This is a genomic window from Senegalia sp. (in: firmicutes) (assembly GCF_052088025.1).
In the GTDB taxonomy this organism is placed as follows: domain Bacteria; phylum Bacillota; class Clostridia; order Tissierellales; family SIT17; genus Anaeromonas.
Window position 1 is genome coordinate 1 of record NZ_JBQCYD010000030.1, and the last position, 12,768, is coordinate 12,768.

10 protein-coding genes and 1 pseudogene are annotated in these 12,768 nt (G+C 27.6%); 2 read left to right on the forward strand and 9 right to left on the reverse strand.

The genetic code is table 11. The features are described 5' to 3' along the window. Positions 1 to 52: 52 nt before the first annotated feature. Positions 53 to 958 (reverse strand): mechanosensitive ion channel domain-containing protein, encoded by a 906-nt coding sequence (locus ACTHUW_RS08825; protein WP_442198252.1) that lies wholly within the window; start codon positions 956 to 958, stop codon positions 53 to 55. A 169-nt stretch (positions 959 to 1,127) separates the two neighbouring features. Here ACTHUW_RS08825 and ACTHUW_RS08830 point away from each other — a divergent pair, with 169 nt between their 5' ends. Then, the gene (locus tag ACTHUW_RS08830) at positions 1,128 to 1,676 is read left to right on the forward strand and encodes a DsbA family oxidoreductase (RefSeq protein WP_442198255.1); all 549 of its coding nucleotides are present in this window, start codon (positions 1,128 to 1,130) and stop codon (positions 1,674 to 1,676) included. 20 nt (positions 1,677 to 1,696) lie between these two features. Here ACTHUW_RS08830 and ACTHUW_RS08835 read toward each other — a convergent pair whose 3' ends face one another. From ACTHUW_RS08835 to ACTHUW_RS08845, 3 genes are all read right to left on the reverse strand, one after another. Beyond that, positions 1,697 to 2,542: a DegV family protein gene (locus tag ACTHUW_RS08835; RefSeq protein WP_442198251.1), complete on the reverse strand. Its 846-nt coding sequence runs from the start codon at positions 2,540 to 2,542 to the stop codon at positions 1,697 to 1,699. Between the two features lie 68 nt (positions 2,543 to 2,610). Then, on the reverse strand, positions 2,611 to 4,380 hold the full coding sequence (locus ACTHUW_RS08840) for a glycerophosphoryl diester phosphodiesterase membrane domain-containing protein (RefSeq protein WP_442213085.1): 1,770 nt from the start codon (positions 4,378 to 4,380) through the stop codon (positions 2,611 to 2,613). A gap of 156 nt (positions 4,381 to 4,536) precedes the next feature. After that, positions 4,537 to 5,130 carry a hypothetical protein gene (locus ACTHUW_RS08845; RefSeq protein WP_442213087.1) on the reverse strand — a complete coding sequence of 198 codons (594 nt, stop codon included), beginning with the start codon at positions 5,128 to 5,130 and terminating at the stop codon, positions 4,537 to 4,539. A gap of 139 nt (positions 5,131 to 5,269) precedes the next feature. Between ACTHUW_RS08845 and mgtE the strand changes: the two are divergent. Then, positions 5,270 to 6,606: pseudogene (mgtE, locus tag ACTHUW_RS08850) on the forward strand (magnesium transporter). Between the two features lie 23 nt (positions 6,607 to 6,629). Here mgtE and ypfJ read toward each other — a convergent pair. From ypfJ to ACTHUW_RS08875, 5 genes are all read right to left on the reverse strand, one after another. After that, positions 6,630 to 7,463 carry a KPN_02809 family neutral zinc metallopeptidase gene (gene ypfJ / locus ACTHUW_RS08855; protein WP_442213090.1) on the reverse strand — a complete coding sequence of 278 codons (834 nt, stop codon included), beginning with the start codon at positions 7,461 to 7,463 and terminating at the stop codon, positions 6,630 to 6,632. 57 nt (positions 7,464 to 7,520) lie between these two features. Beyond that, positions 7,521 to 9,308: an adenine deaminase gene (gene ade / locus ACTHUW_RS08860; RefSeq protein WP_442213092.1), complete on the reverse strand. Its 1,788-nt coding sequence runs from the start codon at positions 9,306 to 9,308 to the stop codon at positions 7,521 to 7,523. A gap of 79 nt (positions 9,309 to 9,387) precedes the next feature. Next, positions 9,388 to 10,677 carry an NCS2 family permease gene (locus ACTHUW_RS08865; RefSeq protein ID WP_442198245.1) on the reverse strand — a complete coding sequence of 430 codons (1,290 nt, stop codon included), beginning with the start codon at positions 10,675 to 10,677 and terminating at the stop codon, positions 9,388 to 9,390. A gap of 169 nt (positions 10,678 to 10,846) precedes the next feature. Next, positions 10,847 to 12,097, reverse strand: coding sequence for a MalY/PatB family protein (locus ACTHUW_RS08870; protein WP_442199291.1), 1,251 nt, complete (start codon positions 12,095 to 12,097; stop codon positions 10,847 to 10,849). Continuing rightward, positions 12,039 to 12,768, reverse strand: a 730-nt coding sequence (locus tag ACTHUW_RS08875) for an FtsX-like permease family protein (RefSeq protein ID WP_442213094.1), incomplete at its 5' end; no start/stop codon positions are given. The genes ACTHUW_RS08875 and ACTHUW_RS08870, both read right to left, overlap by 59 nt.

A 12,768-nucleotide genomic window follows, 5' to 3' on the forward strand; every position in this document is an offset into this window, starting at 1 on the left:
AGATAATCTAATTTTAATTAATTAGACTGTCTACTTTGGAAGTATCATATCATTAGTCCGTTTTTTTGATATTAACATCCATCTTAGGAACTCCAACAAGTTCATATGTAGCAGATGCAAATTGTATTTTCTCCCTACTATTACTAGCTTCTTCAAGTATCTTAGTAAATAATAAATCCTTGGTATATCTTCTTTTTCTATAATCAACTACATATCTAATAGTATATTCTACCCAATTATCATTGATTTCCATAGTTACCATAGGTCCAGTTTTAGCATCTTCAATTAAATACCTTCTGACCATTGTTTTCCATTGAACTTCTGCATCTTTAGTGAAAACCCCTACTATTTCCTCTACAGTATTCTCCAATATTTTTTTAGTATATATATAATCAGAACCAAATTTAAGAGGTATTTTTATTTCATCCCAAATAAAGGGGAAATTTCCTGAATAATTATATACTGGGCCTTTAAATACAAAGTTGTTTGCAATCCTAACTATTCTACCATTATATAAATCTCCATTAACCCATTCTCCTACTTCCATAATAGTGGTTCTTAAAATACTTAAATCTATAACATCTCCTTTTATCCCACCAATTTCAATTCTATCTCCTGCTTTATATATATTTCCTGTTGTTATATTGATAAATCCTGCTACAGATGCTATTACTTCTTTTAATGCAAAAGCTATTCCAGCACTTGCTACTCCAAGGGTAAGTGTTATACCTCTTATATCATCTAAAAAAACTATAATTATAAGAATCATGCTTAAAAAATAAGATATAAGATTTACAAATTTCCTAGTTTTATATCTATTGTCTGATTCTTTTATATGTTTACTCAAATTTTTTTTAGTAAATCTTGTTACAATAATCAAAATAACTATAATTAAAGATGATATTATTATCTTTCTTATAATTGGATCATTAACTATTTCTTTTATTTCTTGAGTCATATATTTCATCCTTTTTTTATGTTTTATATATCTATACCCTATTTATATGAATTTAAATTTGATTACTTTTATATTTATAAGGGTAAGGTATAAGTAAGTATAAAAAGGAGATGAAAAAATGACTATTGATTTAAAAATCTATTATGATTATGTATGACCATTTTGTTATATAGGCTTAGGCATAGTCGAAAAATTGAAAAAAGAATATGAAATAAATGATATATGGATACCATATGAGTTAAACCCTAATACTCCCAAAGAAGGAGTTCAATTAAAAGATAAATTCAGCCCTGAAAAAATGAAAGAAATGAAAAAAGAATTAGATAGAAAGACAAAAGAACTTGACATAGAATTTTATGAATTAGAATTCACTTCTAATTCTCATAATGCCTTTAAAGTTAGTGAATTAGCAAAACTTTCAAATAAATTTCATGAATTTCACAAAAGAGTATATGAAGCAAATTTTAGAGAAGGTCAAAATATTTATGATAGGGAAGTTTTAGCTATACTGGGTGAAGATGTAGGACTGGAAAAACAAGATGTCTATGATGCTATAGATAGTATAAAATATGAAGAAACTTTACTAGAATATAAAAAAGAAACAGATCTAAATAATATTGATACTACACCTACCTTTGTAATAAATAACAAAGAAATAGTTGTTGGTAGTCAACCATTAGATTTTTTTAGGGAAAAATTTGATAAAATAAATAGATAGCCTAGGCTATCTATTTATTTCTATGATATTTCAGATATTATAACACCTATTAATCCCGGACCAGTATGTACTACTAAAACAGGACTTATCTGAGTAAATGTAGTTTCTACTACATTTTTCACTTTTTTAATATCATCTAATAAAGCCCTACCTTCATCAAGAGCATTTCCATGAGCTACTGCTACATTAATCTTTCCTTTACTTGCTCTTTCCTTAACTATGTCATATATTGCTTTAATAGATCTATTTCTACCTCTTATTTTTTTATAAGTATAGTAAATACCTTCCTTGTTAATTGAAATTATAGGTTTGATCTTTAACAACTCTCCTATAGTACCTTCTACCCTTCCAATTCTTCCACCTTTTTTAAGATATTCTAAGGTTTCTACTACATAAAATGTATCCGTCTTTGTTATTACTTCTTTTATTCTTTCTATAGTTTTTACATAATCATTAGTTCTTTTTAATTCTTTAGCCCCTTCTAAAACTGGATAACCGAGTCCCATACTTAAAGATTTTGAATCAATTATTTCTATTTCAAGATCTTCTACAGTATTTTTAGCATTTTTCATCATATTTATTGTTCCACTTAAACCACTAGAAATTGTAGTTACTATTAAATGTGTATATCCTTCAGATTTTAATTTCTCAAATAAATCAATACAATCTCCTAGTGAAGGCAGAGAAGTTTTAGGCACTTCCTCACTAAACCTCTTATATATGTCCTCAGGCTGTATATCAACCTTATCCTTATATTCACCATCAGAATAAATTACTTTTAAAGGCATTATTTTTATGTTATATTCATCTATTATTTCCTTAGGTAAATCACAAGTTGAATCCGTAATTAAAGCTATCTTTTTCATATTAATGCTCCTTTTTTATTTATTTTTTATTCATTATTATGTGCTTATATTATATCATAGTTAATAATTTAAAAACTAAATTCAATGATTTCTTTTACTGTTAGTGGATAATCTGTTATTAAACCATCAATGTCATATTTTAATGCTTCTTTTATATCCTTTTTACTATTAACTGTATATACCCATATTTGCCTATTCTTACTTCTTGCATGACTGATAATTTTGTTGGATAACATGTTTTGTTCAATAGTATAAAAATCCACATCTAAATATGATAAATCACCTGCAGCAATATACATTATTTGTCCTATTTTTATATTTTTGTTTTTTTCTCTTACCATTTTAAGTAATCTATTATCAAATGATTGAATGTAAACATTTTCTATCATATCATTTTCTTCTATAACTTCCAAAGTTTTTTCTACAAGTTCTTCTTTAGAACCATATGATTTTAATTCTACTATCAAATTCATTTTTCCTTTTACTTCTTTTAGAACTTTATCTAGAGTAGGTATTTTTTCACCCTCATATTCATTTGAATATCCAGCACCAATATCTATCTTGGATAAATCTTCATATGTAAGTTGAGACACACTTTCACTAAGACCTGCAAGTCTTCTAAGACTTATATCATGATATAATACTACTTCTTCATCTTTAGTAAGTTGCACATCGATTTCAATAAAGTTTATTTCTTTATTTAGAGCATCTCTTATTGCACTTATTGAGTTTTCAGGAGTACTTACCGTATTAGATCTATGAGCTGCTACTAAGATATCCCTACCAAAATAAATAGTATCTTTATTGAAAAAGTAATTTATGCTAAAAGTAACTATAATTGATATAGTTAGTAAAGCAATTAATATATATCTTCTATTATATATTAATTTGTATAGTTTATTCTCTATTTTCTTAAATTTAATATTTTCATGTGTGATTAAGCTATCTTCTATCTCTTCACTTAAATTTATTCTCCTATAATAATAAAGTCTAGTCAAAAAAATTACATTTGTAGGAACTAATAATGATAAAAATATATATGTAATATAACTTGAGAATGTTATAAATAATTCTTCTAAATAATTGTTATCTATTAAAACATTTAATTTATTTGCAAGAAAAGTAAATAATGAAACAAATAAAAATCCACTAGAAAATATTATTGCATTAAAAAATATAAGTTTTAAAAATATTTTCACTTGACCACTATCAGTTAATTTTAAACTTCTCTTCATAGATGAAAAAGTGTTTTTATTTTCTATTATAATAGAATGAAAAGTAAATATTAATCTTAAAAAAGTATAGATTAAAGATATTAAAACAATTATATATATTGCTAAATCAATTTTAGAATTAATGACTGTTCTCCTAATATAAAGAGGTACATCCAAATCTTTTGCTAAAATATTTGTTATAGGTAATTCTATAAAAGGTATTAATAAAATAAGTAAAATTGTAATAGGCAATACTCCAAGGCTCAGCATCCTAGGTATCTTTTTTAAGGTAGTAATAAATGAATTCAAAATAGAAATATCTTTATTAAAATATTTTTTTTGAGATATTACTATCAATACTCCATATTCAATAAATATAAATACAATAAATAAAGTAGCTATAAATATAAGGCCAATTATGCCTTCATAAGAAATTGCTGTTTTAAAAACATCTCCATTTATTAATGATCTAGATCCTATCTTAATTAATAATCTTCCTACTATAAAAGAAATAATTGGTACAAACAAAAATGATGTTATTATTGTATGTATTATTTCAAATAATACATACTTTTTATATAGAGTTTTAAAATCTTTAAAACTATTTCTAAACATTCTGATCATAAGCATCCCCACTTACATTTATATTGTGTTAATTTAATTATACCCCTTTTTATGATTTTTGAAGCCAATATATTATATTCAATTTAAAATTAATATTGTACCTTTAAATGAAAAAGCAATTAGAAATTAATTAATTTCTAATTGCTTTTCTTAGTTTTATTCTTGTACTTTGTTTTCTCCTGTTATTTCAGTTTCTTCTTCTTCTGAGAAAGATTTTTGATATTCTTCATTAGCAAAATATAAATTACCATCTATTTTCGCATCTGATAATATGAATCCATCAGCTTCCACATAAATATCACCTTTAAAAGTACCACCTTGTAATTTCGTATTAGGACTCTTTATAGTCATTTTTGGAGCTGTTATGGTATATCTATCTATAATGTTACGATCTTCATCTTGAGTATAAGGTGCTAATTTCCTATATAAATCTTCATTAGAATCTCCCTTATCATGAAATTCTCCCTCAACAACTAAATCTTCATCAAAAGTTAAATCATTTAATGTAGCTATTATCCATGTACCATCAGAGCTAATAGCTTCTTTAAATGCCCCTTCTTCATCTACTATAGAAGGTGTAGTAGTAACATCTGCATCCTCATCTGATGTTTCTTCGTCTGTTGTATCTTCATCTTCCATAGGTGTTTCGTTTTCTTGTGGTTCATCTGTTGTGTCATTATCATCAGGTGAACAACCTGCTAAAAGTGCAACAGCTAATACTAATGATATTAATAATGCTTTAATCTTCACTGTATCTTCCTCCTCTATATTTTAAACTCATTAAATATATTACCCCATATTATAAAATTTAAAACAACTATTTCACTATATTTTATAAGCTTGTAAATATCTTATATTAATAGTACAATCTATTAAAAGGAGGATAGCTATGAATAAAAACACATTGCAAAATTTAATTAATGATAAAAAATTTACTCTTATAAAAGATAAAATTAATAATATGAACATACCCGATATAGCAGAACTTTTAGAAGAATTGGACAGTTCATCTGCTTTACTTATCTTCAGATTATTAAACAAGAAAATCGCTGCCAAAGTTTTTACATATGTTTCTAGAGACAATCAAGAAAGGCTGCTTTTATTATTTAATGAAGATGAACTAAATCAATTGACTGATAAATTATTTTTAGATGAGAAAGTTGATTTATTAGAAGAGATGCCATCAAACGTTGTAAAAAGAATCTTAAAAACTACTGATGAAAGTGAAAGAAAGATAATTAACCAATTTTTAAAATATCCTAAAGATTCAGCTGGATCTTTAATGACTATAGAATTTATAGATTTAAAAAAGGAATTAACTGTCTCTGAATCTTTAGAAAGAATAAAAAATTAGGATATCATAGAGAAACAATCTATACTACTTATGTAATAACTAACACTCGAATATTAGAGGGGATTGTGGAATTAAAAGAATTAGTATTAGAAAATGACAATAAAAACATTGAGAATATAATGAACAAAAATGTTATATATGTAAATACTCACGATGATCAGGAATATGTTGCATCTATATTTAGAAAGTATGATTTGTTGTCAATACCAGTAGTGGATAATGAAAAAAGATTAGTAGGGATAATAACTGTAGATGATATAATGGATGTTATAGAACTGGAAAATACTGAAGATATTCATAAAATGGCAGCTATAGAACCTTCGCACACAAATTACCTAAATGAAAGTATATTTGATTTAGCAAAGAGAAGAATAGTTTGGCTTTTAGTACTGATGATATCTGCTACATTTACAGGAATTATTTTAAGTAATTATGAAGACACTCTTGAGTCAGTAGTAGCACTTACATTTTTTATACCGATGTTGATGGATACTGGTGGTAATGCGGGATCTCAAGCATCTACATTGATTATAAGAAGTATTACACTTGGTGAAATAGAGTTTAAAGATATCTTTAAGGTTATATCAAAGGAATTTGGCGTAAGTTTTATTGTAGGAATAATACTTGCGGTATTAAACTTTTTAAGAATACATTTTATTCAAGGATATTCAGTGAAAATTTCATTAACAGTTACAACAACTCTCTTACTTACAATAATGCTTGCAAAAATAGTTGGAGGAATACTTCCACTTTTAGCTAAAAAAGCTAAATTAGATCCAGCTCTTATGGCAAGTCCACTAGTAACTACAATTGTTGATACTTTTTCTCTTATAGTTTATTTTAGAATTGCAACTTTAATATTGAAATTATAAAATACTAGGCTTAGCCTAGTATTTTATAATTCGCTAGTAAATGTATCTCCACCTTCAAGGGTTCCAAGCTTATATCCCTTATAAAACCAATCTCTCCTTTGTTTACTTGTTCCATGGGTGAAACTATCAGGTACTACATATCCTCTAGACTTTTTTTGTAAAGTATCATCGCCTATTGCATTTGCAGCATTTAGTGCTTCATCTATATCTCCTTCATCTAAATATCCCTTCTCTTTTACATGATGGGCCCAGACTCCAGCTAAATAATCTGCTTGTAATTCTAATTTTACTGATAGTTTATTGAATTCTGTTTCTGATAATTGACTTCTTGCTTCTGCTACTTGATCTGATATTCCAAGTAATTTTTGTACATGATGTCCTACTTCATGTGCTATGACATAAGCCATGGCAAAATCACCTTTTGCCCCAAATTTATTTTGAAGCTCATTATAAAAACTAAGATCTATATACACTTTTTTATCCCCCGGACAATAAAATGGACCCACTGCAGCACTTGTAAGACCACATGCTGAGTTAACTCTATCTGTAAAAAGAACTAATTTAGGATTTTCATAATCTAAATTATTTTTTTCAAATACATCAGCCCATATTTCTTCAGTATCTGCAAGAACCACAGATACAAAATCAGCAAGTTCTTCTTCCTCAGCAGTTCTTTCATATGTTCCATTATCTGTATCACTTATTGGAAGATTATCAACAAGTCCTCCTACATCAAAACCAAATAAAGCAAGAGCAATTACTATAATAGTTCCTATACCCCCACCGACTATACCTTTTGCTCCCATTCCTCTTCTATCTTCTACATTGCTACTTTTACGTCTATTTTTCCATTTCATAGAAATATCCTCCTGAGTATATTTTAATATATTATACCCAAAAGGATAGGATCTTAATTACTCTACAAATAAACTTTTTATTTGTTGATTTAATACATCAATCATACCTAAATCACTCATTTTAGCTTTTGGTATAACTATAAGAGCAAGTGTTGCTATTCTAAGAAGTGGGTTTTTTATATCTATTAATCCAAGTCCTCTTAGAGCTTCTTTCATTTTTTCTGCTTCTTGTGCTAATTCCTTACATGGTTTTTTAGAAAGAAGTCCTGCTATAGGTAATTCTAAATGTTCTATAAATTTACCATCTTTAGCACAACTTATACCGCCACCAGTTTCAATTAAATCTTTTGCTACTATAAAAGCATTTTTAGGATCATCATAAGTAATAGTTAAATTGTGAGAATCATGTGAAATAGTAGATGCAATAGCACCTTTATTTGTTCCAAAATCTCTAACTACTCCATATCCTTTTGTTTCAAAACCTTTATGTCTATTTATAATTATTACATATTTCAAATCAGAATCATGAGATATATCTAGATATCCATCTTTTACTGGAAGTTCTTCAACCACAAAATCTGTAGAAGCAGATTTGAGCGATTCGTATTTTATTATATTAGTCTTTATCATACCATTTTTTATAGGAGCTTTTATTTTAAAATCATCTTCACATATATCATTAATATATACGGTGTTTATATTTTCTATATCAAATTTCTTTTTTTCTATATCTTTTTTCAGTTTACCATTTTCAGCTACTAATTCACCTTTAAAAAATACAGCTTCTGGTTTTATAGTCTCTAATGAATCTACTATCAACATATCAGCTACATATCCAGGTGCTATTGCTCCTAGATTTCTAATATTTATTTCTCTTGCTATATTTAAAGTAGCACTTCTTATGGCATCAATAGAATTAATTCCTGCTTTTATAGCAGATACAACTACTTCATTCATATGTCCATTTTCTAAAATGTCTGCAGCTTCTTTATCATCAGTACAAAGCGTCAAATAATCTAAATATCTAAAATCTTTTACACCATTAACTATATCTTCTACATTTTTAGATATAGAACTATCTCTTGCATCTACATACATTCCTACTCTCATCTTATCTCTTGCTTCCCTGGATGATCTACTTTCATGATCAGTTGTAGGACCTGCACACATATATGCAGATAAATCCCTACCACTTAAATAGGGAGCATGACCTTGTATAAATAGATCTTTTTCTTCAAATAAGTTTAGAATATCTACCATTCTTTTATCATTATTTATTACACCTAAAAAATCCATTACTTCCCCTAATCCTATAACTCTCTCTAATTTTAATAGTTCTTCTATATCTTCTTTTTTAAATTCAGCACCTGTATTTTCTTTTCCTGGTACTGATGGAACACATGATGGCGCAAGCACAAATTGCCTCATAGGTAAATCTTTGCTGTTATCTACCATATATTTTACACCTTCAATACCACATACATTTGCTATTTCATGAGGATCTGTTACTACTGTAGTAGTACCATGAGGTATCACAGCTTCTGCAAAATTTGTAGGAGTCATCATTGTACTTTCAATATGAATATGGGCATCAATTAATCCAGGAATTAAATATTTTCCTTTAGCATCATAATATTTTTTAGCTTTTATTCTATCTTCTACTATCTTTCTATCAATATTTTCTCTTATATGCGATATAAATCCATCATATATGCCTACATCACCTTTATAAATTTCACCAGTAAATAAATTTAGAATATTTGCATTTTCTATAGCCAAATCACATTCTTTTTTTCCTAAAGCTGATTCTATTAAACCCTTTTTATCACTAGGCATAATCTTCATTTTTCACATCTCCTTATAAAAAATTAGTATAGTATATTTAAATTATCTTATTATACCATACTAATATTATTATTCATATTTACATTATTACAAAGTAATAGATTAATGGAATACATAATATATATATTCCCCAGTGTACATCTTTAAACCTAAAAGTTACTAATTTTACAAAAGCATAAGATATGATACCTATACTTATACCATTTGATATGCTTGAAGTATATGCAGTAAATATTATTGTAGCAAATGCTGGAAACGCCTCTGTAAAATCTTCAAAATCTATATCCTTTATTCCTGATAACATTAAAAGTCCTATAATAATAAGTGCTGGTGCAGTAGCTTCAGATGGTATCATTCCTGCTATAGGTGTTAGAAATATTGTAAGTAAAAAACATATTCCAGTAGATACACTTGTAAGACCAGTACGCCCACCCTCTTCAACTCCAGCAGCAGATTCTATATATGTTGTAACTACTGTAGAACCAAACAAAGCTCCTGTAACTGTAGCTATCGCATCCACTAAAAAAGGCTTATTTATCCCTGGAAGATTGCCATCTTCATCTAAAAGGTCAGCTTTAGCTGACACTCCTAGAAGAGTTCCAAGTGTTGAGAAAAAATCTCCTACAAAAAAAGTAAACATAAGTGGTATAAAACTCCATTTTAAAGCACCTAATATATCTAGTTTAAAAAATATAGGTTCTATTGAAGGTGGTAAAGTAATTAAACTATTTGGTACATTTGTTATACCCATAGGTATTCCAATAAGTGTTGTAGCAACTATTGCAATTAATATAGCACCTTTTATTTTATTTGCCATAAGAATAACTATAATTCCAAGACCTACTAAAGCTAAAATCGCACCCTTATCTCCTAAATCACCCATTTTTATTGATCCACTAGAAACATCCATAAAATGAGCACTATTAAAACCGATTAATACAATAAAAAACCCAACTGCAGCTCCTATTGCAAGTTTTATATTTTTAGGTATTAATTTAACTATAACCTCTCGAAGTCCTAAAGCTGTAAGTAACAAAAATAATATTCCTGATATAAATACCATTCCAATTCCTACTTGCCATGTTACCATTCCACCTGCAACAAGTGTAAATGCAAAAAACGCATTACTTCCCATGGCTGGAGCCATAGCAAAAGGTAAATTTGTAAAAAGTCCCATAAATAAAGTAAATACTCCGGATAAAAGTGCTGTAACCACTGTAACAGCGCCTACATCCATACCCGCCGCTTGCATGAAACTAGGTTGAACTATAAGAATATATGCCATAGTCATAAAAGTAGCTATTCCAGCCGTAATTTCAGTTTTAACATTTGTGTTTCTTTCTCTTAATTTAAATATATTTTCTAACATTTAAAAACCCCCTTAGATGTTTTGTTCTTTTCTTATTGTAATATTGATTTTGATAAAAGTCAACATTTTTCTTATATTTAATATAATAGTTCGCTTTTTTATCTTGTATTAGCTATTTTGGTAATAAATACAAAAAAACATTCGTATTTTCAAAATACGAATGTTTTTCTTAATTTAAAGCTTTATCTAATCTCTTAAGACCCTCTTCTAATACTTGCCTTGAGCAAGCAAAATTAAATCTTATAAAACCTTTCCCACCTTCTCCAAACCAATCACCAAAATTAGGTGCTATCTTAGCTTCATTTATTATGATTTTTTCTAGTTCTTTTTCATCATCTTCATATTCCCTTAAATCTATCCAAGCTAAATACGTCGCTTGTGATTTTATCAAGTTTGCTTTAGGTAAATTTTCAGATAAAAATTCTTCAATAAATTTAAAATTTGATTCTATATAATCCATTATTTGATCTAACCATTCTGAACCATCCCTATATGCTGCTTCAACTGCAACTATACTTAATGGATTTTGAGATCCTACTTTGTTTATTTCTAATACATTTTCAAATTTTTCCCTATATTTTTTATTTGGAATTATAATATTTGCAGCTTCCAAACCTGCTAAATTAAAGGTTTTACTAGTAGATGTGCAAATTATAGAATTATTAGCAAATTCTTTATTTATAGATGAAAAAATACTATGTTTATGATTTTTATAGACAAAGTCATTGTGAATTTCATCAGATATAACTAAAACATTATATTTTAAACATATCTTGCCTATTTTTTCAAGCTCTTCTTTACTCCATACTCTTCCTATTGGATTATGAGGAGAACATAATATAAATATTTTCACATTATCATCTTTAATTTTGCTTTCAAAATCATTAAAATCAATATTATATCTTTCTCCATCAAAGTTAAGTGGTGAATTTAGAACTCTTCTATTATTATCTTTTATGATTTCTTCAAACTTAGGATATACAGGAGTTTGTATTAATATATTATCATCTTCATCACTAAATGCCTGTAAAGCATATGCTATAGCTGAAACTACACCTGGAGTGTATACAATCCATTCTTTTTTAATTTCATAATCAAATTGATTTTTCATCCAAGATTTTATGGAATCATAATATGATTCTTTTCTTATGCTATAACCATATATAGGATGTTTTGCTCTTTCTATAATAGCATCTTCTATAGGCTTTGCTACTCTAAAGTCCATATCAGCTACCCAAAAAGGCAATAAATCACTTCTACCAAATCTATCTTTTAATATTTGGGGATCCCATTTTCTTGACATTGTATTCTTCCTATTAATCACTAAATCAAAATTATACTTCATTTTATCAATCCTTTCACTATAATCTTCTAAGGGCATCAATTGGGTTAAGTTTACTAGCTTTTCTTGCCGGAGCATATCCAAATACTATTCCTACTACAGACGAAAAACCTATTGCTATGAATAGGGTCATAGGAGAAACTGAAAATGGATAACCTATAACTGTAGCTGCAATATATGCTATTAAAAGACCCAATACAAGGCCAAATAAACCACCAAACAATGATAAAAATATTGATTCTAATATAAATTGTAATTGTATTCTATTAGGTTCTGCTCCCAATGCTTTTCTAAGTCCTATTTCAGATGTTCTTTCAGTTACAGAAACTAACATCATATTCATTATACCAATACCTCCTACTACAAGAGAAATTGAAGCAATTCCTGCAAGTAAAAGTGTCATAAGTCCTGTGATGTCACCTATAGCATCTATTATATCTTCAAAATTAAATATAAAAAAAGCATTTTCTTTATAATTAAATGCTCTATTTAAAACTACCTTTATATCTTCTATGATTTGATCTGAGTTATTACTATTTGTCATATATACATCAACTTCACTTATATTCCTATTGTTAAGTATAGTCATAGCAGTAGTATATGGTATAAATATGGAATTATTATTTGAAGAAAATTCAAACTCACTACCTGGCTTTAAAGTACCTATTATTTTAAAGCTTATACCATTTATTTTTATATTTTTTCCTATAGGATTCTCATCTAAAAATATATCTTTATTAATCTCACTT

Excerpts from the sequence above, each read along its gene's own strand:
- ade (WP_442213092.1), bottom strand. The coding sequence starts at position 9,308 with ATGAAGATTATGCCTAGTGATAAAAAGGGTTTAATAGAATCAGCTTTA.
- ACTHUW_RS08865 (WP_442198245.1), bottom strand. The coding sequence starts at position 10,677 with ATGTTAGAAAATATATTTAAATTAAGAGAAAGAAACACAAATGTTAAA.
- ACTHUW_RS08835 (WP_442198251.1), bottom strand. The coding sequence starts at position 2,542 with ATGAAAAAGATAGCTTTAATTACGGATTCAACTTGTGATTTACCTAAG.
- ACTHUW_RS08825 (WP_442198252.1), bottom strand. The coding sequence starts at position 958 with ATGACTCAAGAAATAAAAGAAATAGTTAATGATCCAATTATAAGAAAG.
- ACTHUW_RS08840 (WP_442213085.1), bottom strand. The coding sequence starts at position 4,380 with ATGATCAGAATGTTTAGAAATAGTTTTAAAGATTTTAAAACTCTATAT.
- ACTHUW_RS08870 (WP_442199291.1), bottom strand. The coding sequence starts at position 12,097 with ATGCTCCGGCAAGAAAAGCTAGTAAACTTAACCCAATTGATGCCCTTA.
- ypfJ (WP_442213090.1), bottom strand. The coding sequence starts at position 7,463 with ATGAAATGGAAAAATAGACGTAAAAGTAGCAATGTAGAAGATAGAAGA.